22 protein-coding genes and 1 riboswitch are annotated in these 21,809 nt (G+C 71.0%); of the genes, 6 read left to right on the forward strand and 16 right to left on the reverse strand.

All coding sequences use genetic code 11. From position 1 onward, the window contains the following. Nucleotides 1-43 precede the first annotated feature (43 nt). From LIV55_RS05135 to LIV55_RS05150, 4 genes are read left to right on the forward strand one after another with little or no spacing between them, the layout of a single operon-like run. Nucleotides 44-1,051 (forward strand): ABC transporter permease, encoded by a 1,008-nt coding sequence (locus tag LIV55_RS05135; protein WP_123092184.1) that lies wholly within the window; start codon nucleotides 44-46, stop codon nucleotides 1,049-1,051. Beyond that, nucleotides 1,048-2,031 (forward strand): ABC transporter permease, encoded by a 984-nt coding sequence (locus LIV55_RS05140; RefSeq protein WP_224766801.1) that lies wholly within the window; start codon nucleotides 1,048-1,050, stop codon nucleotides 2,029-2,031. The genes LIV55_RS05135 and LIV55_RS05140 overlap by 4 nt, the downstream gene beginning before the upstream one ends. A gap of 4 nt (nucleotides 2,032-2,035) precedes the next feature. Then, nucleotides 2,036-3,091, forward strand: coding sequence for an ABC transporter ATP-binding protein (locus LIV55_RS05145; protein ID WP_123092185.1), 1,056 nt, complete (start codon nucleotides 2,036-2,038; stop codon nucleotides 3,089-3,091). Then, the gene (locus LIV55_RS05150; RefSeq protein ID WP_191563369.1) at nucleotides 3,088-4,251 is read left to right on the forward strand and encodes an ABC transporter ATP-binding protein; all 1,164 of its coding nucleotides are present in this window, start codon (nucleotides 3,088-3,090) and stop codon (nucleotides 4,249-4,251) included. Before LIV55_RS05145 ends, LIV55_RS05150 begins: the two co-directional genes overlap by 4 nt. Before the next feature lie 83 nt (nucleotides 4,252-4,334). Here LIV55_RS05150 and LIV55_RS05155 read toward each other — a convergent pair whose 3' ends face one another. From LIV55_RS05155 to LIV55_RS05190, 8 genes are all read right to left on the reverse strand, one after another. Further along, nucleotides 4,335-5,534, reverse strand: coding sequence for an ABC transporter ATP-binding protein (locus tag LIV55_RS05155; protein ID WP_123092187.1), 1,200 nt, complete (start codon nucleotides 5,532-5,534; stop codon nucleotides 4,335-4,337). Continuing rightward, entirely contained in the window at nucleotides 5,527-6,558 is a 1,032-nt protein-coding gene (locus LIV55_RS05160; RefSeq protein WP_229299389.1) for an ABC transporter ATP-binding protein, read from the reverse strand. Before LIV55_RS05160 ends, LIV55_RS05155 begins: the two co-directional genes overlap by 8 nt. A 2-nt stretch (nucleotides 6,559-6,560) precedes the next feature. After that, a complete protein-coding gene (locus LIV55_RS05165) occupies nucleotides 6,561-7,493 on the reverse strand; it encodes an ABC transporter permease (protein WP_123092189.1) in 933 nt (310 codons plus the stop codon). Continuing rightward, nucleotides 7,486-8,337, reverse strand: a complete 852-nt coding sequence (locus LIV55_RS05170; RefSeq protein ID WP_308012873.1) for an ABC transporter permease — start codon at nucleotides 8,335-8,337, stop codon at nucleotides 7,486-7,488. The genes LIV55_RS05165 and LIV55_RS05170 overlap by 8 nt, the downstream gene beginning before the upstream one ends. A gap of 168 nt (nucleotides 8,338-8,505) precedes the next feature. Next, entirely contained in the window at nucleotides 8,506-10,179 is a 1,674-nt protein-coding gene (locus LIV55_RS05175; protein ID WP_224766799.1) for a peptide ABC transporter substrate-binding protein, read from the reverse strand. A 200-nt stretch (nucleotides 10,180-10,379) separates the two neighbouring features. After that, nucleotides 10,380-12,500: a 4-alpha-glucanotransferase gene (malQ, locus tag LIV55_RS05180; RefSeq protein ID WP_123092372.1), complete on the reverse strand. Its 2,121-nt coding sequence runs from the start codon at nucleotides 12,498-12,500 to the stop codon at nucleotides 10,380-10,382. A 66-nt stretch (nucleotides 12,501-12,566) separates the two neighbouring features. Then, a complete protein-coding gene (locus tag LIV55_RS05185; protein ID WP_123092191.1) occupies nucleotides 12,567-13,511 on the reverse strand; it encodes a universal stress protein in 945 nt (314 codons plus the stop codon). Between the two features lie 26 nt (nucleotides 13,512-13,537). After that, nucleotides 13,538-13,984 carry a deoxycytidylate deaminase gene (locus LIV55_RS05190; protein ID WP_123092373.1) on the reverse strand — a complete coding sequence of 149 codons (447 nt, stop codon included), beginning with the start codon at nucleotides 13,982-13,984 and terminating at the stop codon, nucleotides 13,538-13,540. Between the two features lie 57 nt (nucleotides 13,985-14,041). Between LIV55_RS05190 and glsA the strand changes: the two genes are divergently transcribed. Then, nucleotides 14,042-15,022 carry a glutaminase A gene (gene glsA / locus LIV55_RS05195; protein WP_191563365.1) on the forward strand — a complete coding sequence of 327 codons (981 nt, stop codon included), beginning with the start codon at nucleotides 14,042-14,044 and terminating at the stop codon, nucleotides 15,020-15,022. Here glsA and LIV55_RS05200 read toward each other — a convergent pair. The 4 genes from LIV55_RS05200 to LIV55_RS05215 form a co-directional block, all read right to left on the reverse strand. Beyond that, nucleotides 15,013-15,477, reverse strand: coding sequence for an SRPBCC family protein (locus tag LIV55_RS05200; protein WP_229299390.1), 465 nt, complete (start codon nucleotides 15,475-15,477; stop codon nucleotides 15,013-15,015). The genes glsA and LIV55_RS05200 overlap by 10 nt on opposite strands. Nucleotides 15,478-15,531: 54 nt before the next feature. Then, nucleotides 15,532-15,858 (reverse strand): DMT family transporter, encoded by a 327-nt coding sequence (locus tag LIV55_RS05205; protein ID WP_123092194.1) that lies wholly within the window; start codon nucleotides 15,856-15,858, stop codon nucleotides 15,532-15,534. A gap of 14 nt (nucleotides 15,859-15,872) precedes the next feature. Then, a riboswitch (guanidine-III (ykkC-III) riboswitch) is annotated at nucleotides 15,873-15,937 on the reverse strand. 2 nt (nucleotides 15,938-15,939) lie between these two features. Next, complete coding sequence (locus tag LIV55_RS05210) at nucleotides 15,940-16,521, reverse strand: GNAT family N-acetyltransferase (RefSeq protein ID WP_229299391.1); 582 nt, start codon at nucleotides 16,519-16,521, stop codon at nucleotides 15,940-15,942. Nucleotide 16,522: 1 nt separating this feature from the next. Continuing rightward, on the reverse strand, nucleotides 16,523-17,044 hold the full coding sequence (locus tag LIV55_RS05215) for a glycine cleavage system transcriptional repressor (RefSeq protein ID WP_229299392.1): 522 nt from the start codon (nucleotides 17,042-17,044) through the stop codon (nucleotides 16,523-16,525). A 132-nt stretch (nucleotides 17,045-17,176) separates the two neighbouring features. Here LIV55_RS05215 and LIV55_RS05220 point away from each other — a divergent pair, with 132 nt between their 5' ends. Beyond that, a complete protein-coding gene (locus LIV55_RS05220; RefSeq protein WP_229299393.1) occupies nucleotides 17,177-18,817 on the forward strand; it encodes an HNH endonuclease signature motif containing protein in 1,641 nt (546 codons plus the stop codon). A 28-nt stretch (nucleotides 18,818-18,845) separates the two neighbouring features. Here the strand turns inward: LIV55_RS05220 and LIV55_RS05225 are convergent, their stop codons facing one another. From LIV55_RS05225 to LIV55_RS05240, 4 genes are all read right to left on the reverse strand, one after another. After that, the gene (locus LIV55_RS05225; RefSeq protein ID WP_229299394.1) at nucleotides 18,846-19,295 is read right to left on the reverse strand and encodes a DUF6357 family protein; all 450 of its coding nucleotides are present in this window, start codon (nucleotides 19,293-19,295) and stop codon (nucleotides 18,846-18,848) included. A 355-nt stretch (nucleotides 19,296-19,650) separates the two neighbouring features. Then, on the reverse strand, nucleotides 19,651-20,208 hold the full coding sequence (locus tag LIV55_RS05230) for a PIN domain-containing protein (protein ID WP_229299395.1): 558 nt from the start codon (nucleotides 20,206-20,208) through the stop codon (nucleotides 19,651-19,653). Beyond that, entirely contained in the window at nucleotides 20,208-21,341 is a 1,134-nt protein-coding gene (locus LIV55_RS05235) for a helix-turn-helix domain-containing protein (protein ID WP_229299396.1), read from the reverse strand. The genes LIV55_RS05230 and LIV55_RS05235 overlap by 1 nt, the downstream gene beginning before the upstream one ends. Before the next feature lie 126 nt (nucleotides 21,342-21,467). After that, on the reverse strand, nucleotides 21,468-21,800 hold the full coding sequence (locus tag LIV55_RS05240) for a DUF3024 domain-containing protein (protein ID WP_229299397.1): 333 nt from the start codon (nucleotides 21,798-21,800) through the stop codon (nucleotides 21,468-21,470). Nucleotides 21,801-21,809: the final 9 nt, after the last annotated feature.

A 21,809-nucleotide genomic window follows, 5' to 3' on the forward strand; every position in this document is an offset into this window, starting at 1 on the left:
CAGGCGGCCCCACCGCCTGTCGAGCGCTAGGAGGCACCTACCCGTGCTGAGATTCATCGTCCGCCGGCTGCTCCAGCTGGTCCTCGTCGTCTTCGTCCTGTCGATCCTGCTCTTCGCCTGGCTGCGCGCGCTGCCCGGCGGCGTCGTCTCCGCGATGCTCGGCGAGCGCGCGACCCCCGAGAGCCGCGCCGCTCTCACCGCCGAGCTGGGGCTCAACGACCCCCTCCCCGTGCAGTACTGGCGCTTCCTCCAGCGCGCCCTCCAGGGCGACTTCGGCGCCTCGACCTCCGTGCAGGTCGGCCGGCCCGCGATGGAGGTCTTCCTCGAGCGCTTCCCCGCGACGATCGAGCTCGCCCTGGGCGCGATGCTCATCGCGCTCCTCCTCGCGATCCCGCTCGGCTACGTCGCCGCCCGGCGGCGCGGCAGCGCGCTGGACAACCTCTCGGTCGTCGGCTCGCTCGTCGGCGTGGCCGTCCCCGTCTTCTTCCTCGCCTTCCTGCTGAAGTACTACTTCTCGATCAAGCTCGGCTGGCTGCCGGTCTCCGGTCGTCAGGACGTCGGCGACGCGACCCGGGTCACCGGCTTCTTCGTCCTCGACGGCATCCTCACCCGCGAGTGGGACGCCTCTCTCGACGCCCTCAAGCACCTCGTCCTGCCGAGCATCGCCCTGGCCTCGATCCCCTTCGCGATGATCTTCCGGATCACCCGGGCGAGCGTCCTCGACGTCCTCGACGAGGACTACGTGCGCACCGCCCAGTCCAAGGGCCTGGGCTCGCGGGTCATCCGCGGGCGGCACGTCATGCGCAACGCGCTCCTGCCGATCGTCACCGCCGTCGGCCTGCAGACCGGCGCGCTGCTCGGCGGTGCGGTGCTCACCGAGACCGTCTTCAACTTCCCCGGCATCGGCCAGGCGCTCTCGCAGTCCTTCAGCAGCCGCGACTTCGCCGTCCTGCAGGTGATCATCCTCGCGGCGGCCATCGTCTACGTCCTCGTCAACCTCGTCGTCGACGTCCTCTACGCCGTCATCGACCCCCGAGTGAGGACCCGATGAGCACGACTCCCAGCACCCCCGAGCCCGGCACGCCGCGTCCCATGCCGCGTCCCGGCGACCGCAAGCGGGCCCGCATCGACGCCCTCGCCGAGGCCGGCGCGGTCTCCGACTCCCCCGGGACGAGCCTCATCGCCTCGGCGTGGAAGCGGCTGCGCCGCAACCCCGTCTTCCTCGTCGGGCTGGCGATCACGACGGTCTTCGTCCTCATCGCGCTGCTCGCGCCGCTGCTGGCGCCGAACGACCCCACCGAGTGGCTGCTCAAGGTGAGCGCCCAGAAGGACCCGGTCCCCGCTCCCCGGGACGGCTTCCCCCTCGGCGGTGACGACAAGGGCAGAGACCTGCTCTCCCGCCTCATCGTCGGCAGCCGGCAGACCCTCGTCGTCGGTGTCATGGCCACCCTCATCGGGCTCGCCGGCGGCGTCGTCCTGGGCACCCTCGCGGGAGCCTTCAGCGGCTGGGTCGACAGCGTCATCATGCGCGCGGTCGACGTCATGCTCTCCATCCCCAGCCTGCTCCTCGCCTTCTCGATCTCGGCGCTCGCCGCCCGGCCCAGCCAGTGGACGCTCATCATCGCGATCGCCATCGTGCAGATCCCGATCTTCGCCCGGCTCCTGCGGGGCGCGATGCTCGCCCAGCGCAGCAAGGACCACGTCCTCGCGGCCCGGGCCCTCGGCGTCAAGCGCTCGGCGATCGTCCTGCGCCACATGCTGCCGAACTCGCTCGGCCCGGTCATCGTCCAGGCGACGCTCGTCCTCGCGACGGCGATCATCGACGCGGCCGCGCTGTCCTTCCTCGGCCTCGGCAACCCCGACGACCGGACCCCGGAATGGGGCCAGATGCTCGGTGCGTCGCAGAAGTACTTCTACGACTACCCGCACCTCGCCTTCTACCCGGCGATCTGCATCATCGTCGTCGCGCTCGGCTTCACCCTCATGGGCGAGTCGCTGCGCGAGGCCCTCGACCCCAAGACCCGGAGGTGACGCCATGACGGCGACGAGCACCCAGCACCCCCGCCCCACCGGTGGCGGCGCGACCCCGCTGCTGTCCGTGCGGGACCTCACCGTGACCTTCACCCGCTCCGGCGAGCAGCCCTTCACCGCGGTCGACGGGCTGAGCTTCGACGTCTCCCCCGGTCAGACCGTCGGCCTCGTCGGCGAGTCCGGCTGCGGCAAGTCCGTGACCTCGCTGGCGATCATGGGCCTGCTGCCCGCTCGCGGCAACACCGTGACGGGCACGGTCGACTTCGAGGGCACCGACCTGCTGACGCTCTCGGACAAGGCGATGCGCGACCGGCGCGGCCAGGAGATCGGCATGATCTTCCAGGACCCGCTGTCCTCGCTCAACCCCGTCGTGCCGATCGGGCGCCAGGTCACCGAGGTCCTCGAGCGGCACAAGGGCCTGTCGAAGAAGGCCGCCCGCCCGCTCGCCCGCGACATGCTCGCCAAGGTCGGCATCCCCGACCCCGAGCGTCGTCTCTCCGAGTACCCGCACCAGCTCTCGGGCGGTATGCGCCAGCGCGCGCTCATCGCGATGGCGCTGGCCTGCGAGCCGCGCCTGCTCATCGCCGACGAGCCGACGACGGCCCTCGACGTGACGATCCAGGCCCAGATCCTCACCCTGCTGCGCGACCTCGTGCAGGAGATGGGCACCGCGCTCATCATGATCACCCACGACCTCGGCGTCGTCGCCGGCCTGTGCGACGAGGTCAACGTCCTCTACGGCGGCCGGCTCGTCGAGCGCGGCGACAGGCACCCGCTCTTCGCCGAGCCGCGCCACCCCTACACCGGTGGCCTCCTCGCCTCCGTGCCCGGCCTCGAGAGCGCCCGCGGCGAGCGGCTCAACCCGGTGCCCGGATCGGTCGCCGACAACCTGCCGTGGACGAGCGCGTGCGCCTTCGCACCGCGCTGCTCCAACGCAGTCGACCGGTGCCGCGAGGAGACCCCCGGTCTCGCCGAGCGCGACGCCCGCGTCGTGCGCTGCTTCAACCCCCTCCACGGCGAGCCCTCGCCGGCGGAGCAGACGACGGAGGTGACCCGATGAGCGCGCGGTCCACGACGAGCACGGACGGCACCCGGACGAAGGGGGAGGACGGCGACGTCCTCGTCGACGTCCAGGGCCTGAAGGTCCACTTCCCCATCAAGCGGGGCGTGATCTTCGACAAGACCGTCGGGCACGTCTACGCCGTCGACGGTGTCGACCTGCAGATCCGGCGCGGCGAGACCTACGGGCTCGTCGGCGAGTCCGGCTGCGGCAAGTCGACGATGGGGCGCGCGATCCTCGCGCTCGAGGAGATCACCGAGGGCACCGTCACCTTCGACGGCGAGGCGCTCACCGACCTGCGCGGCGACGCGCTGCGCCGGCGCCGCCAGGACCTGCAGATGGTCTTCCAGGACCCCATGGGCAGCCTGGACCCGCGGCAGAGCGTCGAGTCGCTCCTCGTCGAGGGCATGCAGGCGCACGGGATCGTCAAGGACGCGAAGGAGGCGGCTCCGCGCCTGAAGCAGCTGCTCTCCGACGTCGGCCTGCCCGCCGCCGCGCTGAAGAAGTACCCGCACGAGTTCTCCGGGGGCCAGCGCCAGCGCATCGGCATCGCCCGGGCGCTGTCGGTCAACCCCGAGCTCGTCGTCGCCGACGAGCCGGTCTCGGCGCTCGACGTCTCGGTGCAGGCGCAGGTCATCAACCTCCTGTCCGACCTCCAGGAGGAGTACGGCCTGACCTACCTCGTCATCGCCCACGACCTCGCGGTCGTGCGGCACATCTCCGACCGCGTCGGGGTGATGTACCTCGGCGGTCTCGTCGAGGAGGCCGACGCCGACGACCTCTACGCCCAGCCGCTGCACCCGTACACGCGGGCGCTGCTGTCGGCGGTGCCCGTCCCGGACCCGGTCGTCGAGGACTCCCGCGAGCAGATCCTGCTCAGCGGCGACCTCCCCTCCCCCGCTGCCCCGCCGAGCGGCTGCCGCTTCCACACGCGCTGCCCGTGGCGTCAGGAGACCCGCTGCGACGACGAGCGGCCTCAGCTGCGGGTCGTCGAGGTCGACGGCGTCCCCGCGGGGCACAAGGTCGCCTGCCACTTCGCCGAGGAGATCGAGCGCGGCGAGATCCAGCGCCACGCCGTCGAGACCGTCGTCGAGGACAAGCCCCAGGCCCTCCGCGACGCCGAGGCGGCCGCGATCACCGACGAGATCCCCTTCTCGTAGGACGTCTCCCCCGAGCACGACGAAGGGGGCCGGTCACCTCACGGTGACCGGCCCCCTTCGTTCGTGCGGGGCGACGTCGACGCTCAGGCGCCGAGCTCTCGAGAGTCGGAGCCAGGTCGCTCGTCGACCCGCGCCGGGTCACGGTCGACGTCGTCAGCCGGGGTGTCGGGCTCGTCGCGGTCGGGCGCGATGCCCGCCTGGTCGTCCGGGTCGACGTCGACGATGCCGGTGCCGAAGAGCGTCGAGTGCTCGCTCGCACGGACGTCCTCGGTGGCGATGACCTCGCGCACCTCGGCGAAGTGGCAGCGCGAGAGGTGGCCGCCCTCGCCGTCGGGTCGGATCTCGAGCAGCGGGGTCTCCTCACGGCACAGGTCCTGGGCTCGCCAGCACCGCGTGTGGAAGTGGCAGCCCTTCGGCGGGTTCGCCGGCGAGGGCACGTCACCGGTGAGCGTGATCTGGTCACGCTTGCCGCGCAGCGTCGGGTCCGGCACCGGCACCGCGGAGAGCAGCGCCTGCGTGTACGGGTGCGTCGGCCGGCTGTAGACCTCGTCCTCGTCGCCGATCTCGACCATGCGGCCGAGGTACATGACCCCGACCCGGTCAGAGATGTGGCGCACGACCGAGAGGTCGTGGGCGATGAAGACGTAGGAGAGGTTGAGCTCGCGCTGCAGCTTCTCCATGAGGTTGATGACCTGCGCCTGCACCGACACGTCGAGCGCGGAGACCGGCTCGTCGCAGATGAGCACCTTCGGGTTGAGCGCGATGCCCCGGGCGATGCCGATGCGCTGACGCTGACCGCCCGAGAACTGGTGCGGGTAGCGGTTGATGTGCTCGGGGTTGAGCCCGACGAGGTCGAGCAGCTCCTGCACCCGCGCCCGGCGCCCCTTCTTCGGCACGACGTCCGGGTGGATGTCGAAGGTCTCGCCGATGATGTCGCCGACCGTGCGCCGCGGGTTGAGCGAGGTGTACGGGTCCTGGAAGACGATCTGGATGTCGCGACGCATCTTGCGCATCGCGGCGCCCTTGAGCGAGTGCATCTCGACGCCCTCGAACTCGACGGTGCCCTCGGTGGGCTCCTCGAGACGCATGAGCAGCCGGCCGAGCGTGGACTTGCCGCAGCCGGACTCGCCGACGATGCCGAGCGTCTCGCCGCGACGCAGGTCGAAGTCGACCCCGTCGACGGCCTTGACGGCGCCGACGGTGCGCTGCAGGACGCCGCCCTTGATCGGGTAGTGCTTCTTCAGGCCTCGGGCCTTGAGGATGATGTCGCTGTCGTCAGGCATTGAGGACCTCCTGCGAGTAGTGGCAGGCCGCAGCCCGGTTGAGGCCGACCGGCTCCAGCGGCGGGCGCTCCTGGACGCACGTCTCCCGGGCGAGCACGCAGCGCGGGTGGAAGGCGCAGCCGCTCGGGATCCGCATGAGGTTCGGCGGCAGGCCACCGATCGCCGCGAGCTCCTGGCCCTTCTGGTCCAGGCGCGGGATCGACTCCAGCAGGCCCTTGGTGTACGGGTGCGCCGGGTTGGCGTAGATGTCGTGGACGTCCGCCTCTTCGACGATGCGCCCGGCGTACATCACGGCGATGCGGTCCGCGACGTCGGCGACGACGCCGAGGTCGTGGGTGATGAGGATCAGGCCCATGTTGTACTCGGCCTGCAGCTCCTCGAGCAGCTCCATGATCTGCGCCTGGACGGTGACGTCGAGGGCGGTGGTCGGCTCGTCGGCGATGAGCACCTTGGGGTCCAGGGCGATCGCCATGGCGATCATGATGCGCTGACGCATGCCGCCGCTGAACTGGTGCGGGTAGGCCTTGACGCGCTCGCGGGCCGCGGGGATGTTGACCCGCTCCATGAGGCGCACGGCCTCGTCGTAGGCGTCGGACTTGTTCATCCCGCGGTGCTTGCGGAACATCTCGCCGATCTGCCAGCCCACCGGGAAGACCGGGTTGAGCGCGCTCAGCGCGTCCTGGAAGACCATCGAGATCTCCGGGCCGCGGGTGCTGCGGCGACGGTCCTCCGGCATGGTCAGCAGGTCCTCGCCGCAGTAGCGGATGGCGCCACCGGCGATGCGGCCCGGGGGCATCGGGAGGATGCCCATGATCGCCTGGGCGGTCACGGACTTGCCCGAGCCGGACTCGCCGAGGATGGCGAGGGTCTTGCCGGCCTCGAGGCTGAAGTTCACGCCGTTGATCGCCTTGGCGACGCCGTCGTCGGTGACGAACTCGACGTGGAGGTCGTCGACCTCGAGGAGCTTGCCGTCGACAGGGGTGAAGTCGTTCCCCGTGGTGGGGGCGGTACGGGTACGTGCCATGGTCATCGGCTCCTCGGGTCGAAGGCGTCGCGCACGGCGTCGCCGAGCATGATGAAGGCCAGCACGGCCAGGCTCAGGAAGAGGCTGGGGAAGACGAGCGGCCACCACGCGACGCGGATGTAGTCCAGCGAGCCGGAGATGTCGATGCCCCAGGAGACCGCGGGCTCGGCCAGGCCGATGCCGAGGAAGGACAGGGTCGCCTCGGCGGCGATGTACGCACCGAGGTTGATCATCGACACGACGATGACCGGGGCCATCGCGTTTGGCAGGACGTGCGAGCGGATGATCCGCCAGGGGCTGGCGCCCAGGGCGCGGGCGGCCTGGACGTAGTCGTTGGGCTTGACCTGCAGCGCGGAGCCGCGCATGAGGCGGGCGACGCTCGGCCAGCCGAGGATCGAAAGGGCGATGACGACCTTGAGGACGACGGCGAAGTAGCCGCTGTCGACCTCGTTGGGGAAGGTCGACATGAAGAGGATGCCGCCGAGCAGCAGCGGGATGGCGAAGAAGATGTCCGTCACCCGCATGAAGATCGTGTCGAAGATCCCGCCGAAGTAGCCGGCGAGGATCCCGATGACCGAGCCGACGGTCAGGGTCGCGAGCGTCGTGAGCACGCCGACGAGGATCGAGGCGCGGGCGCCGTAGATGCACCGGGCGAGGACGTCACGGCCCTGAAGGTTCGTGCCGAAGAGGTGCTCGCTGCTCGGGGGCAGGTGGCTGTCCTTGAGCGCGCCGGAGGCGCCCGGATCCTGGCTGGTCAGCAGCGAGGGGAAGACGGCCATGAGGATGAAGGCCGTGATGAGGACCAGCGAGGCCCAGAAGATCCAGTTGCGGCGCAGCTGACGCCAGCCGTCGGACAGCAGCGAGCGGGACTCGTCGACGTCGCCCCCCTCGGGGGTGTCCTGGCGCACGAGCATCTCGTGAGTGGCCTCAGTCATTGCTGATCCTCGGGTCGAGCACGCCGTAGAGAAGGTCGACGAGCAGGTTCATGAGCAGGTAGACGAGCACGAGCGCGGTCACCGACCCGACGACGGAGACGCCGTCACGGACGCGGACCGCGTTCGCGATGAAGCCGCCGACACCGGGGATGTTGAAGATCGCCTCCGTGACGATCGCGCCGCCGAGCAGGGCGCCGAAGTCGGCGCCGGCGAAGGTGACGACCGGGATGAGCGAGTTGCGCAGGGTGTGGACGCCGATGACGCGGTTCCGGGTCAGGCCCTTCGCGGTCGCGGTGCGCACGTAGTCGGCGCGCAGGTTCTCGACGAGGCTCGTGCGGGTGAGTCGCGCGACGTAGGCCAGCGAGAGGGACCCGAGGACGAGGCCGGGCAGGAGGAGCTCGTAGAAGGTCGCCTGCGAGCTCACGGTCACCGGGAAGATCTGCAGCTTCACGCCGAAGGCCGTCTGGGCGACCGAGCCGAGCACGAAGCTCGGGATCGCGATGACGAAGAGCGTCGAGACGAGCACGAGGCTGTCGACGAAGCCGCCCTTGCGGATGCCGGCGAGGACGCCGGCGAGGACACCGACGACGAACTCGAAGCCGAGCGCGATGAGGGCCAGCTTGGCGGTCACCTTGAAGCGGCTCGCGAGCTCGGAGGCCACGTCGAGGTCCTGGTAGGTGGTGCCGAGATCACCGCGGACGACGTTGCCGAGGTACTTGACGTACTGCAGCAGCAACGGGTCGTCGAGGTTGTTCTCCTTGCGGAACTGCGCGATGAACTCTGGCGAGCACGGCTTGTCTCCGCACTTGTTGGCCGTGGGATCACCCGGTAGGGCGAAGACCATCCACTAGATCAAGAACATCGCGATGAGCGCGACCGGCAGCATCTGCAGCAGTCGCCTCAGGACGAACTTCGTCATCGTCTCTTCTTCCTGTGCTCGGCGCGCCCGCGTCAGCGAGGGCGCGCCTGCGGCGGCGCCCCCCGGGTGTGGGGGACGCCGCCGCAGGTTACGTCACTTGACCGTGACAGTCGCCACGTCGATGGTGCCGAAGGGGGTCAGCTTGACGTTGTCCACCTTGTCGCTCCAGCCGGCGATGGCCTGGCCGTACCAGAGCGGGATGACCGGGAAGCCGTTGGCCAGCTCGGCCTCCGCCTCCTGGTACTTGGTGTTCGCGGCCTCGGCGTCCTCGCCGGCAGCGGCCTCCTTGAGGAGGGTGTCGAACTTCTCCGAGGAGTAGTCACCGTCGTTGGAACCGGCGCCCGTGCCGTACAGCGGGGCGAGGAAGTTCTCGATGGACGGGTAGTCCATCTGCCAGCCGGTGCGGAAGAGGCCCTTCATCTTCTTGTCGGTGACGAGCGCGCGCATCGTGGCGAAGTCCGGGTAGGACTTGCCGACGCACTTCACGCCGAGGGCGTCGGTGATCGAGGAGCAGGTCGCGTCGACCCACGCCTTGTGGTCACCGTCGGCGTTGTAGGAGATGGTGATCGTGCCGTCGTAGCCGCCGGCCTGGTCGAACATCTCCTTGGCCTTGGCCTTGTCGTAGGTGCACGCGTCGCCGCACGCACCCTCCTTGTAGCCGTCGACGGCCGGGGAGACCCAGCCGGTGGCCGGCTGACGGGTGCCCGCGAAGATCTTGTCGATGATCGTGTCGCGGTCGATGGCCATGGAGATGGCCTTGCGCAGCTCGAGGTTGTCCTCGAAGGTCTTGTCGGCCTTCGGCGAGGGGAAGCTGATCGACTGGAAGACGCCGGTCGCCTTCTGCTCGGTGCGGTCGGGCAGGTCGCCCTCGTACTTCTTGCCCGCGAGAGCCGAGGTGGGGAGCTGGTCGAGGATGTCCAGCGTGCCCGCCTGCACGTCCTTATAGGCGGCGTCGGTGTCCTGGTAGAACTTGAAGGTCACCTCGTCGGCGTTGCCCGCGAAGTCGCCCGTGTACTCCGGGTTCTTCTCGAGCACGACCTGCTGGCCCTTGTCGTAGGTCTTGACCATGTACGGGCCGGCGCCGACCGGCTTGTCGCCGAAGGCCTTGCCGTCGTCCTCGAAGAAGGACTCGGGGAGCGGCGCGAAGGCGGTGTAACCCAGGCGGACCGGGAGGTTCGAGACCTTCTCGGTGGTCTTGATGGTGAAGGTGGTGTCGTCGACGACCTTCAGGCCCGACATCTCGTCGGCCTTGGCCGGGCTGCCCTCGCAGTCCGGGACGTCGACCATCTCGCCGGACTCCTTGTCCTTCTCCTTCTTCGTGCCGCAGTCCATGTCGGCCGCGCCGTCGATGACGTCGAAGAAGTAGGAGGAGAGGGTGGCGTTCTTGCCGGCGCGGTTCCAGTTCCACGCGTCGACGAAGCTCTTGGCGGTGACGTCGGTCCCGTCGGAGAACTTGCGGCCCTCCTTGAGCTTGACGGTGAAGGTCTGGTTGTCCTCGGTCTCGATGGACTCGGCGAGGTCGTTCTCGGGCTCGGCGGTCTCGGGGTTGTAGTGGACCAGCTTCGCCGTGACGGCGTCGAGGATGTTGCCACCGCAGGTCTCGTTGGTGTTACCCGGCACGAGCGGGTTCTGCGGGGTGCAGCCGTGGATCGAGAAGGAACCGCCAGCCTGGCCCTCGCCCCCGCCACTGCCGCTGTCCGAGCTGCTGTCGCCACCGCCGCACGCAGTCGCGACGAGCGCGGCTGCGGAGATTCCGGCAATGGCCATCGCGCGAGAGTTGACTCGCATAGATGTCCTCCTACGAATAAGCCGCCACGTTGGCGGACTCCCCGGACCGAGTCCGGTCTTGGTCGCAGCACGGTCGTCGCTGCAGGGGCAATCTCAACTGATGAGAAGTCGGTTGCGCCACGGTCGTGGAGGTGTCGAGACCCAACTGTGACCCGTCCGTCACCCTCAGGGGTGACTCGTCAGACAGGATCGCCGGCCCCGGCGACGACGTCCTCGAGGGTCAGCGGGCGGCCCTGCGCGTCGGCGAGCGGGAGCCGCCAGTTCGGGTACTCCTCGTCGGTGCCGGGCTGGTTGATCGTCCGCGTGTCGCCGACGAGATCGGTGAGGGCGACGCCGCGCAGGACCGACGGGGTGGCGGCCAGCCAGCGGTGGAGCGCGGCGACGACCTCGGGCACGTCGCCCCGGCGCTCGGGGGCGAGATGCCCTGCCTCGACGAGCGCCTCCTCCATCGTCGCGACCGTGTCGCGCTCGGCGGCGAGCTCCTCCTCCATCGACCGGGTGAGCAGCCCGAGCCCGTCGCGCAGCTCGACGTGCCGCAGCTCGAGGTAGCCCGCCGTGGGCGGCAGGTCGTGCGTCGTCACCGAGGCCAGGCACAGGCGGCGGTAGTCCTGCGGCGGGAGCGGACGTCCGTCCTCGCCCTGCTCGAACCACACGATGCTCGTGCCGAGCACCCCGCGCTGGAGCAGGTACTCGCGCACCCAGGGCTCGACGACCCCGAGGTCCTCGCCGACGACGACGGCGCCGGCCCGGTGCGCCTCGAGCGCGAGGATGCCGATCATCGCCTCGTGGTCGTAGCGCACGTAGGCCCCGTCGGTCGGCGCGTGGCCCACGGGGATCCACCACAGACGGAAGAGCCCGATGACGTGGTCGACCCGCACTCCCCCGGCGTCGCGCAGCACGGCGCGGATCATGTCGCGGTAGGGCGCGTACCCGAGCTCGGCGAGACGGTCGGGGCGCCACGGCGGCTGCGACCAGTCCTGGCCACGCTGGTTGAACTGGTCCGGCGGCGCCCCGACGGTCACCCCGCGGGCGAGCGCGTCGCCGAGGGCCCACGCGTCGGCCCCCTTCGGGTGGATGCCGACGGCGAGGTCGTGGACGACCCCGAGCCGCATGCCCGCGTCCACGGCGGCCTCCTGGGCCGCCGCGAGCTGCTCCTGGAGCACCCACTGGACCCAGCAGGCGAAGCTGATCTCGCCCGTGTGCGCACGCTGGAAGTCCGCGACCGCGGGCGAGGCCGGGTCGCGCAGCTCGGCCGGCCAGTCGGTGGCGAAGTGGGGCCCGTGCACCTGGGCGACGACCCACCACGTCGCGAAGAGGAGCAGCCCCTCGCCCTCGGCCTCGTACCAGGGCTGCATCCGCTGCGCGTGCAGCGGGCCGAGCTCGGCGTAGGCGATGCGCAGCGCCTGGTGGCGCAGCGCCCAGCTCGCGTCGCGGTCGAGGACGTCGGTGCGGTTGAGCGGCGCCGCCTCGGCGGCGAGGTCGTCGATCCTGGCCCGCGTCCCGGGCTCGAGCCGGTCGAGGTCGGGCAGGGTCGCGATGTCGACGTAGAGGGGGCTGACGAAACGGCGCGAGGTCGGCAGGTACGGCGAGGGCTCGACCGGCGCGACCGGCTCGGCCGCGTGCAGCGGGTTGACGAGGACGAAGTCGTGACCGTGCTCCCGGGCGGCCCACCGCGACAGCTCGCGCAGCACCCCGAGGTCGCCCAGGCCCCAGGAGGTCTCGGAGCGCACCTGGTAGAGCTGGGTGGTCAGACCGGTCGCGGCCCGCTCGTCGAGACCGGCCGGCAGCTCGAGGGCGTCGGGGACGGCGACGAAGGTCGCCCGTCGGGTCGTCGGGTCCGGCAGGGCGTCCTCGCCCTCCACCTCGGCCACGAGCTCGTGGTAGCCCAGGGGCAGGCCCGCGGGGATCTCGAAGGCGGCCTCGCCGACGAGCACCCCGTCGACCTCGACCGGCGCCACGTCGTGGGGCACCTGGTCGAGGTCGAGACGGCCTCCCCCTTCGAGCTCGACGTGCACCCGCACCGCGCGGCCGTGCTGCACGTGGACCGCCAGTCGGTAGGGGTGCGACGTACGGGCGACGACCGTCGCGGGCAGCGTGCGCCGCCAGGGCGCCTGCCGGGTCCGGCGAAGGGAGCCGCGCACCGCGTCGTCGTCGGAGACGTCCTCGCCGAGCGCCGTGAGCACCTGGCGCAGGGCGTCCTGCGGGATGTGGGTGTGCACGCCCTTCCAGTCCCAGTACTCGGTCGAGACCCCCTTCGCGTGGGCCAGGTCGACGAGGTCCGAGGGCAGGGTGTCACTCACGACGCCCACGATGTCCGATGGGACGCCGCGCGAGGACGAAACACACCGACGATCTTCGCCGTCGGCTCAGCCGCGGGTGACGAGGACCGGGCAGGGCGCGGCCTCGAGCACCCGCTGGCTCACCGAGCCGAGGAGCAGACCCCGGAAGCCGCCGCGCCCGCGAGTGCCGACGACGATGAGGTCCTCGTCGCACACCTCGTCGAGCAGGACGTCGGCGGCGCGCCCGCGGCGCACCTCGACGCTCACCTCGGGCATCCCCTGGGCCTTGGCCTCGATGCCCGGCGCCGTCGTCATGCCGTGCTCGACGTCGGCGCGGGCCTCGGCGAGGACGCCCTCGGCGACCTTGCGGTACCGGGTCTCCACCTGCTCCCACGCGGGCGTGCCGGGCTCGGTGACGACGACTCCGTCGACGACCTCGACCCGCCAGGCGGTGAGGACGAGGACCGGGGCGCCGGCGTGCCGGGCGACGTCGAGCGCGGAGCGGGCCGCGGCCCGGGAGTGCGAGCTGCCGTCGACGCCGACGACGACGCGGGCCGGGCCCGCGCCCGAGCCCTCGGGGACGAGGACGACGGGAGCGCTCGCGTGCTGGATGACGGCGGCCGAGACGCTGCCGAGGACGACCCGCTCGAGGCGGCTCGCCCGGCTCGACCCGACGACGACGATGGCGGCCTGCTCGGCGGCGTCGACGAGGACGCGCGAGGGGCTCCCGGTGAGCGACTGCGAGGTGACGGGCACGTCCGGGGCGATCTGGGCGATGCGCTCGAGGGCGTCGGTGACGGTCGCGTCGGCACCCGCGAGGAGCTGGTCGACGACCGCCCCCGCCCCCGCTGACTCAGGTCCCCCGAAGGCGGACACCCCGATGTCCGCGACGCTCACGACGTGCAACGACGTGCCTCGTCGCTGGGCGGAGCGGGCCGCCCAGGCGAGCACCGCCTCGTCCTTGCTCGTGCCGTCGACCGCGACGACGACGGCGCCTGCTGGAGTGCTCTGGTGCTCTGCTGCGGTGCTCATGCCTCATGGTGGCACCGGTGGGCGGCTCACGCCCAGGTTGTCAGCGAGTTTCTGTCGTGCTCTCCCCCGGGCCAGACGGCGCGCACGATCCCGGCCGCGGCGAGCGCCTTGCGGCAGCCCGGGCACGGCGGGTCGGTGATGTAGGCCGTCGCCCCCTTCGTGTCACGGGTGGCGAAGAGCAGCGCGTTGACCTCCGCGTGGATCGCGATGCAGAAGCCGGGGGTGCCGGGGCGGTCGTAGTCGCCCAGGCCCGGCACGGTCTCGTAGTCGAGCGCGCCCCGAGGGCAGGCCCCCTGGAGGCAGTCCGGCTCCCCCGGCGCGGCGCCGTTGTAGCCGGTCGCGATGATCCGGTGCTCGATGGTGAGGACGGCGCCCACCCGGCGCCGGGTGCACTTCGCCCGGGCGGCGACAGCCGTCGCGATGCCGAGGAAGTACTCGTCCCACCCGGGGACGGTGGCTGGCTGCACGCTCATGGCGGGCAGGCTAGTGCGGTGGGGGGACCCGGCAGGCCCGCGCATAGTGTGGGGCCGGTGACCCGCTCCTTCGCCGAATACCTCTCCTCCACCCTCGACGCGGTGCGGGAGGACTCAGGCGGCGAGGTGCACGGGGTCCCGTCGGCGCTCGCCGAGGCCGACCCCGACCGTCTCGGCGTCGCCCTGTGCACGACCGAGGGCGAGATCTTCGACTCCGGCGACTCCGAGCACGAGATGACCATCCAGTCCGTCGCCAAGGCCTTCGTCTACGCGCTCGTCCTCGACGAGTACGGCGTCGAGGAGGTCATGGAGCGGGTCGACGTCGAGCCCTCCGGAGAGGCCTTCGACGTGCTCTCCGTCGAGCCCGAGACGAAACGCCCGCGCAACCCGATGATCAACGCCGGCGCCCTCGTCGTGCACGGCATGGTCGGCGGCCCGAGCTCGAGCTGGGAGGACCGCGACCGGCTCGTCCTCGAGGGCCTGTCCCGGCTCGCCGGGCGCGAGCTCTCGCTCGACGAGCAGGCTGCGGAGGAGGAGCTCGCCGCTGCCCACCGCAACCTCGCCATCGCGCACATGCTCCGCGGCGAAGGGGTGATGGAGGACGACCCGCGCGACGTCGTCCAGGGCTACATCCGGCAGTGCTCGGTGCTCGTCACCACGCGCGACCTCGCCGTCATGGCGGCGACGCTGGCCACCGGCGGGCGCCAGCCGATCACCGGCGAGCGCGTGCTCTCGGTCGCCTCGAGCCGCCAGGCGCTGAGCGTCATGACGACGTGCGGCATGTACGACTCCGCAGGCGACTGGATGTCGGAGATCGGCATCCCCGCCAAGAGCGGGGTCTCCGGGGTCCTCGTCGGCGCGATCCCCGGCCGCTTCGGGCTCGCGACGTACTCGCCGCGCCTGGACCGGCACGGCACGAGCACGCGCGGGCGCGCGGTCTTCGAGCGGATGAGCCGCGAGCTCGACCTGCACCTGCTCACCGACCCTGCCGCCCGGCAGGACCTGTGGACCGAGCTCGTGGAGTCCGGTCAGGCCTGAGGCGTGCCTCTGGCGGCCTCGGCACGCTGCGCGAGCTTGTCGAGCGAGGCGCTGAGGTTGCGCTCGGTCGTGGACTCCGCCCGCGCGCGGCGGCGCTCGTCGGTCAGCTCGCGCCAGTCGTAGGTGTGCGTCGCGCGGCAGCGGTCCTCGCCGAGCGGCTCGACCTCCCAGCGCCACTCGTGACCGGCGGGCTCACCGCCGTCGTCACCCGGTCGCCACGCGATGAGCCGAGCCTCCTCGAAGGCGACGACGCGGTTGTCCCGGACGTTGCCCTTCGTCGTGCGCATCGCGAAGACCTCGCCGGTCGCCCGGACCCGGCCGCCGCGCACGAGCTCGACGACGTTGTCGTTGCCGTCCCAGCTCGCGTGCTGGGCGGGGTCGGCGACGAGCTCGAAGACGGTGGCGGCGGGGGCGTCGATCTCGCGGCTGGCGGTGATCACCTGGGGCTGGCTCATGGGCTCAGTCAACCCGTCCGCAGAGCTGGGGGCCACCCCTTCGCCCCGGTCGGGTCAGTGGCCGCCGTCGCTCACGAGCTTGAGGCCGATGATGCAGCCGACGAGGCCGGCGATGAGCAGCATCTTGGCGACCGAGGCGGTCTCCGCGCCGGTCGCCATGCCGTAGATCACCGTGAGGGAGGCGCCGACGCCCACCCACACCGCGTAGGCGGTGCCCGTCGGCAGGTCACGCATGGCGTAGGCGAGACCGCCCATGCTCGCGAGGAGCGCGACGGCGAAGACCGTCGTCGGGACGGGCTTGCTCAGGCCCTCCGAGCGGCCGAGGGCGGTGGCCCAGACGGCTTCGAGGACACCGGAGATGATGAGGACGACCCAGGGCATGGCACGACTCCTTCGACGACACGTCTTGTCGCGATCCGGGTACGTGACCTCGTCCGGTCGCCGCGGTGCGCGGCTCGCCTCCTACGGTGCCGGGCCGGGGCGCAGAAGACCAGTCGGGGCTCGGCGGAGGGTCGCGGCGAGCTCGGCGTCGGTGAGCTCGCGGTCGGCGTAGACGTGACGCATGACACCGGGGTCGGGGTTGCCGAAGTCGGGTGCGGCGTGCCGCAGCGTGAGGCCGACCTTCGTCGTGACGCGGGCGGACGCGTGGTTGTGCGCGACGAGGTAGGCGACCACCGGCAGGTCGGATCGGCGCTCGTGGGCCTCGGCGACGGCCGCGAGGGCGGCCTCGGTGGCCAGACCCCGGCCGTGGGCGAGGGGGGCGAGGCGGTAGCCGAGGTTGACGAAGGTGTCGTCGCGCACCTCGCACCCGGCGTGGCCGAGGAGCTCGCTCTCCCCCGGTGCACGCAGGAGGCGTTGACCGAGACCGTGCGCACGCCAGGCCGCGACCCAGCGGGCGACCATCCGCTCGGTCTGCTCGCGCTGCGTGAAGCGCAGGCTCGGGAAGTGCGTCCAGACCCGGGGGTCGGCGTAGATCGCGTGGAGGGCGTCGACGTCGTCGAGGGTGGGGCGGGCGAGGTCGAGCCGGGTCGTGCGCGCGGCCACCTCAGGTGGTGACGGGGTCGGCGAGGTCGAGGTCGACCATGAGCTCGTCGGCGATGGCCTCGAGGCGCTCGCGCAGCGGGGCGCCGGCCCCCTCGGGCACGACGAGCCGCGCCCGGACCTCGAAGAGCAGACCGCCCGCCATCGGCGCGTCGCTCGTCGCCGTCTGCATCTCCTCGATGCCGACGCCGGCGGACGCGATCGCGGCGGAGACCTGGGCGACGATGCCCGGGCGGTCCTGCCCGACGAGGTGGAGCAGGGTCGGCTCCCCCGCCGTGACCGGCTGGGGCCGGGTCTCACGGACGACGACCGTGATGCCGTCGACGGCCAGGCCCTCGAGGGCGGAGCGAAGGGGGGCCACCCCCTCAGCGGGCACGGAGACGAGGACGACCCCGGCGAAGGTGCCGGCCAGATGGGCCATCGAGCTCGTCGTCCAGCCGCCGCCGCGGTCGGCGACGACCTGGGCGAGGCGCGAGACCAGGCCGGCGCGGTCGTCGGCGGTGACGGTGAGCACGAGGTCGGTCATGGGCTCAGCGTAGGGGCGGGTGGGGACAGGGGGTAGGGCTGACCACGGTCGGCGTGGGGCGGCGTCGTGGGCTGTCGGTGGGCTGCCCTGGGCTGCCGTGGGCTGTCGGTGGGGGCTCGTAGATTCGTACACATGTTCGAGGACGCCATGAGATTCGCGGAGCAGGCCCGGTTGGGGTTCGGGGCGTGCGCGGCCACGGCGGAGGTCGTCGGCGGGTCGATCGCGACCCCCGATCTCGCCGAGATGCTCGTCGCTGTCGAGCGCGCCCGGCGGGCCGCCGACGCGGCTGAGCTCGCGCTGCTCGCCGAGCTGTCCCGGCGCGAGCGGGACCCGTCGGGTGCGGGCGAGATCCGGCTGCCCGACGGGGCGACCGGCGACTTCTGCGGCGACGAGGCCGCGATGACGCTCGACTGCTCGATCGCCGTCGCCGACCGCAGGTGCCGCCTGGCCGCGCGCCTGTCGAGCGACCTCGCTGCTCTCGTCGCGCCTCCCGTGGCGGGCGAGGTGCCCGAGCGGACGGTGCAGCTCGTCGCCACGGAGACGCGCGACGCGTCACCCGAGGCCGTCGCGGCCGTCGTCGCGCACGTCCTCGCCCAGAAGCGCGGCAGCGCGCACTCGCGGCTCGTCGCGCTCGAGCACCGCGAGCTCGCGCGGGCCTGTCGCCGGGTGCTGACGAACGTCGACGAGGGCATCCTCGAGCGGCGCGCGGCGCAGAACTGTCGCGACCGCACCGACGTGCACCTCGACCCCGGACCGCTCGGGACGAGCGTCATCTCGGCGGTCCTGCCGACGGAGCTCGCCGTCGTCGTCTACGCAGCGGTCGAGGACCTCGCCGCCCGGGCGGTGCGCGACGAGCCGGGACTGCGCCTCGGCGCAGCGCGGGCTCAGGCCTTCGTCGACCTCGCACTTCGAGGGGTCGAGGTGCGTACGCGGCTGGACCTCACCGTGCCGGTGATCACGGACCGGTGGGGTGCGGCGGACCTCACGGCGTCGGCCCCCGCCAGCGGGGGCGAGGAAGCCGGAGGGGGCATGCCCGCCGGGTCCGCTCTAGGGTCCACCTCCGGCGGACGGCCCGGCCATCCGGAGGTCGGCGGCGGGCGGCTCGACGGCCAGCGGTTCGACGGCGAGGGCGCCCGCGGCCTTCGACTGGGCGGCGTCGAGGTGCCAGGTGCGGGCTGGATCCCGGCCGACGTCGTCGACAGGATCCGTCGGAGCGAGGACCACGAGCTGGGGCGGGTGCTCCTCGACGCGGACGAGGGTCATGTCGTCGCCTCCGGGCAGCCCCAGCCCGGGTACGTCCCACGTCCGGGGCTGCGCCGGCTCGTGCAGACCCGCGACGGGACCTGCCGGATGTGGGGGTGCACCCGCCCCGCGGTGCAGTGCGACCTCGACCATGCGCAGGCCTGGCCCCTCGGCCCGACGTCGTCGCGCAACCTCGGCTCCCTGTGCCGGCGCCACCACCGGCTCAAGCAGCACCCGCGGTGGGGTTACGAGCTCGATGCCGAGGGCCGAGCGACCTGGACGGCGCCGGGTGGGACGAGCCGCGTGACGTGGCCCCGGACCTGGGCGGTCGAGAGACCGGCGCCTGCGAGACCGGCGCCGCTCGCCTCGGAGTCGCAGGCCTCGGCGCCAACGGCATTGGTGTCAGTGACCGCAGCACCCGCGACCGCAGCACCACAGACCTCAGCGCCCGGTGCACCTGCGGGTGGTCGGGATGAGGCCGAGCTCGCCGTGGCCTCGCCCCCCGTCCCGGGGGCGGACCCACCCTTCTGAGGCGGCTGGTCCGCGAGCGCCGCTGGGCTCAGACCCCGAGATGCTTGCGAACCCTGGCCCAGTCCGACTCCGCCGTCGCCGACTGCGCCGCCTCGTAGTAGCGACGGGACTTGAGCAGCCGCAGGCTCACGTGATGGGCGACGAGGACGCGCCGGTCGACCCGGGCCCGGCGCAGCGTCTTGTCGACCTCCTGCGGGGTGCCGAGCAGCACGGGGTCCAGCAGCGCTGCCGCCGCCTCCTCGTCCCACGGCCCGGCGACACCGGCGTCGTAGCACAGCGGCAGCAGGGCGGCGTAGAGCAGCAGGTGACGGCGCACGCTCGTGCGCACGACCTCGGCGTGGCCGTGCGTCACCGGGACGGTGAAGGTCCGCGGGCCGTGCAGCGCGTCGGCCCCGCCGACGACGTCGAGGAGCAGGCGGCCGTCGTCGTCGACGACGGCCGGCATCCAGGTCCCACGGGAGAAGAGAACCTCAGGCATGCGCCGATCCTCCCCCCTTCGCCCGATCGACGGGATCAGACGTTGAAGCGGAACGATCAGGCGGGGTTTTGGCTGTTGATGGTCACCGTCGGTTGATGCCGGAGAACACGGTCTGACCTGCGGAAACGCGCTCGCCGGACCGTTGGACGTCGTCGGCCAGAATCGGTCTCGGTCGGACTTCTTGCGGACTCTTTGCGGACCGCTGGCGACGCACAGATGCCGTGTCACTGTCGACGTGGAACGCGAACACGGCCCGGGCTTCCCGTTGGAGACAACTACGGCTCACGCGTTGCGCGCTGATCCGACCCCCGGCCGCACCCGGGCACGACTCAACGACTGCTCCCTGTGAACTCAGTCAGGTCGTCTCGTCGTAGTCCAGCAGCCCGTGTTCGAGCACGTGCCGACGAAACCCTCCTGGACCGAACGGCAGGTAGTACTCGTTCGCAAGGAGTTCGTCCGCCACGTGTTCCACCATCGAAAGTGTCAGCTGTTTGGCGCGAATCGCATCACACAGGATCGGAACGGTCGCCGTGACCCGCAAGCCCTCCGTCTCCGCGATTTCCCTAGGGGTGCTGTCGTCAATCACCATCTCGCTCCCGAAGGTGGCGCCCATCGCAAGAACACCGCACTCGCCTTCGTTCTTGCCGTCGGCGACGAGGCGGCGCGCGTATCCAGCGAACTTCGCCATGTAGGAGGGGTCGGATGAAGAAAACACATGAATCCAGTCGGCGTCGAGGACCTGACCGACCGCCCGGACCTCCTCCGTCTGTCGCCGCAGTTCTCGCTCAACAACGTCTGGCATGAGGACTGGGCGGCCTCCGGCGAGAAACTTCAAGACGCCCAGCCAACCGCTGAGCGCGAAGTGCTTGAGCGGACCGGTGTCGAAAACCCAGGCGTCGGCGCCTGGGGTCATCAAGAGACGAACTTCCAGATCTCGTCCTCGCGGCGAGTTCTGGGAACAGGTAGATCATCGTCGTTCAGCGTGCCTAGCAATAGATCTAGGGCCCGTTCTCGGCTGATGAGCTCGTTGCCAACTAGGCGCAGGACCGCTTTCTCGTAGGTACGGGGCACGGTCGTCCCAGCCATCTCTTCGGCCGGGACGTACAGGTCGAGTTCGAGAATGTCGGCTCTAGTGGTGCGATGCGAGCGCACGATCCCAGCTGTCTCGTGATCGGCGAGGCCGAGTTCTCGGAGCCGCCGAGCGAGGGTGGCCATGTCGATGCGGTAGTGATGTGCAAACCAGGCGGCTGCCCTCCGCGGTCCGTGTTCTTCGAAGCGCTGGGCCCATGCATTCGTCAGTGCCTCTGCGGGTAGCAGCAAGGTGCGGGCGAACCGGTCGAGCAGCGCCTCTACAGGCGCGGTCTTGGGCTCATATGCGTCGACTCGCCAGTCGACGGTGTAATCATCGGCGCAGAGGTAGTGCCCGAACTCGTGCGCGAGGGCTAGGCGTCTGCGGCCGACGTCCGCATGGCTATTGACAAAGGCAACTCCCCCACGTCGCAGCAACACCGTTCCTGCGTCCGCAAGATCCTTACCGACGTCCGCGGAGAACGCGAGGAGGCCGACCAGTCCGACGGTCTTGACTAGGTGCGGGATCGGATCGTTCGGCGTGAGGCCAAGCAGTTCTCGCGCGTGAGCCGCAAGGTCTTCGGCTTCCTTAACCGTAGTAGGGGGAGTCTGCTCTTCGGGCGCTCGGTCGAATCCCAAAGCGCCATCGGCGAGAGAGTCGACGAACTCGACGTCCTGAGCAAGGAGCGCAAGCCGTGCATCAATCGTTGAGTCGGTAGCGTCCGGAGTCCGGCTCGTGCGGTGAGAAACAATCGCGGGGGTCGGTTCCTCGAAGAAATCGATCATCTGCACGCCAATAGCAGCCGCAATGTCGGAGAGCTCGAGGGCGCTGACCTTCCGTGCGCCTGTCTCAATCTTCGCGATTACGGAGTGTCCCGAGAAGCCCACCCGCGAGGCGAGCTCATCCTGACGAAGACCGGCGCGCATTCGAGCTTCGCGAACGCGGGCGCCAAGCGTGTGGGCGTCAAGGTCACTCATGTGTGCGATTCTGGCACATGAACCCTCGCCCGTCAGCGGCTACGTCTTGTCTGTGCAGCGCACAGCCGCGCCGGGCAGTGTGAGAACGACCTCTACCGGAAGCCGACATCTGACCTTCCCGCCTCCTCAGCCCCAGAAGATCGGGTCACCGCTGGTTCCGATGTGGTCCAGGAGCGCCTGGACGTTCTTGGTCGGGCGCTTGCGCTTGTACTCGTGGAACTTGAGGTTACGGTCGCGCCAGTAGATCGCCCATTGGCCGGTCGACTTCGTGTAGCGCAGGCGCGCGATCGGGAACCGGGTGTGCTCGCCGACGCCGTCCCACGGTCGCCGCACCTCGACGATGTCGACGTGTCGGTCGGAGACGTCGGCCTCGACCTTCAGCTCGTCCCACAGGTGCTCGGGCACCCGCTCCCGCGCCCACAGCCGGATGCGGTGCAGGTCAGTCTCTGGAAGTGCCATGACACCAGT

It is taken from the genome of Janibacter melonis (assembly GCF_020567375.1).
Lineage (GTDB): Bacteria > Actinomycetota > Actinomycetes > Actinomycetales > Dermatophilaceae > Marihabitans > Marihabitans melonis.

Bases quoted from the DNA above. Each gene is read 5' to 3' on its own strand.
- LIV55_RS05140 (WP_224766801.1), top strand. From the start codon at position 1,048: ATGAGCACGACTCCCAGCACCCCCGAGCCCGGCACGCCGCGTCCCATG.
- LIV55_RS05145 (WP_123092185.1), top strand. From the start codon at position 2,036: ATGACGGCGACGAGCACCCAGCACCCCCGCCCCACCGGTGGCGGCGCG.
- LIV55_RS05150 (WP_191563369.1), top strand. From the start codon at position 3,088: ATGAGCGCGCGGTCCACGACGAGCACGGACGGCACCCGGACGAAGGGG.
- LIV55_RS05155 (WP_123092187.1), bottom strand. From the start codon at position 5,534: ATGCCTGACGACAGCGACATCATCCTCAAGGCCCGAGGCCTGAAGAAG.
- LIV55_RS05160 (WP_229299389.1), bottom strand. From the start codon at position 6,558: ATGGCACGTACCCGTACCGCCCCCACCACGGGGAACGACTTCACCCCT.
- LIV55_RS05165 (WP_123092189.1), bottom strand. From the start codon at position 7,493: ATGACTGAGGCCACTCACGAGATGCTCGTGCGCCAGGACACCCCCGAG.
- LIV55_RS05170 (WP_308012873.1), bottom strand. From the start codon at position 8,337: ATGGTCTTCGCCCTACCGGGTGATCCCACGGCCAACAAGTGCGGAGAC.
- LIV55_RS05175 (WP_224766799.1), bottom strand. From the start codon at position 10,179: ATGGCCATTGCCGGAATCTCCGCAGCCGCGCTCGTCGCGACTGCGTGC.
- LIV55_RS05185 (WP_123092191.1), bottom strand. From the start codon at position 13,511: ATGAGCACCGCAGCAGAGCACCAGAGCACTCCAGCAGGCGCCGTCGTC.
- LIV55_RS05190 (WP_123092373.1), bottom strand. From the start codon at position 13,984: ATGAGCGTGCAGCCAGCCACCGTCCCCGGGTGGGACGAGTACTTCCTC.
- LIV55_RS05200 (WP_229299390.1), bottom strand. From the start codon at position 15,477: ATGAGCCAGCCCCAGGTGATCACCGCCAGCCGCGAGATCGACGCCCCC.
- LIV55_RS05205 (WP_123092194.1), bottom strand. From the start codon at position 15,858: ATGCCCTGGGTCGTCCTCATCATCTCCGGTGTCCTCGAAGCCGTCTGG.
- LIV55_RS05215 (WP_229299392.1), bottom strand. From the start codon at position 17,044: ATGACCGACCTCGTGCTCACCGTCACCGCCGACGACCGCGCCGGCCTG.
- LIV55_RS05220 (WP_229299393.1), top strand. From the start codon at position 17,177: ATGTTCGAGGACGCCATGAGATTCGCGGAGCAGGCCCGGTTGGGGTTC.
- LIV55_RS05225 (WP_229299394.1), bottom strand. From the start codon at position 19,295: ATGCCTGAGGTTCTCTTCTCCCGTGGGACCTGGATGCCGGCCGTCGTC.
- LIV55_RS05230 (WP_229299395.1), bottom strand. From the start codon at position 20,208: ATGACCCCAGGCGCCGACGCCTGGGTTTTCGACACCGGTCCGCTCAAG.
- LIV55_RS05235 (WP_229299396.1), bottom strand. From the start codon at position 21,341: ATGAGTGACCTTGACGCCCACACGCTTGGCGCCCGCGTTCGCGAAGCT.
- LIV55_RS05240 (WP_229299397.1), bottom strand. From the start codon at position 21,800: ATGGCACTTCCAGAGACTGACCTGCACCGCATCCGGCTGTGGGCGCGG.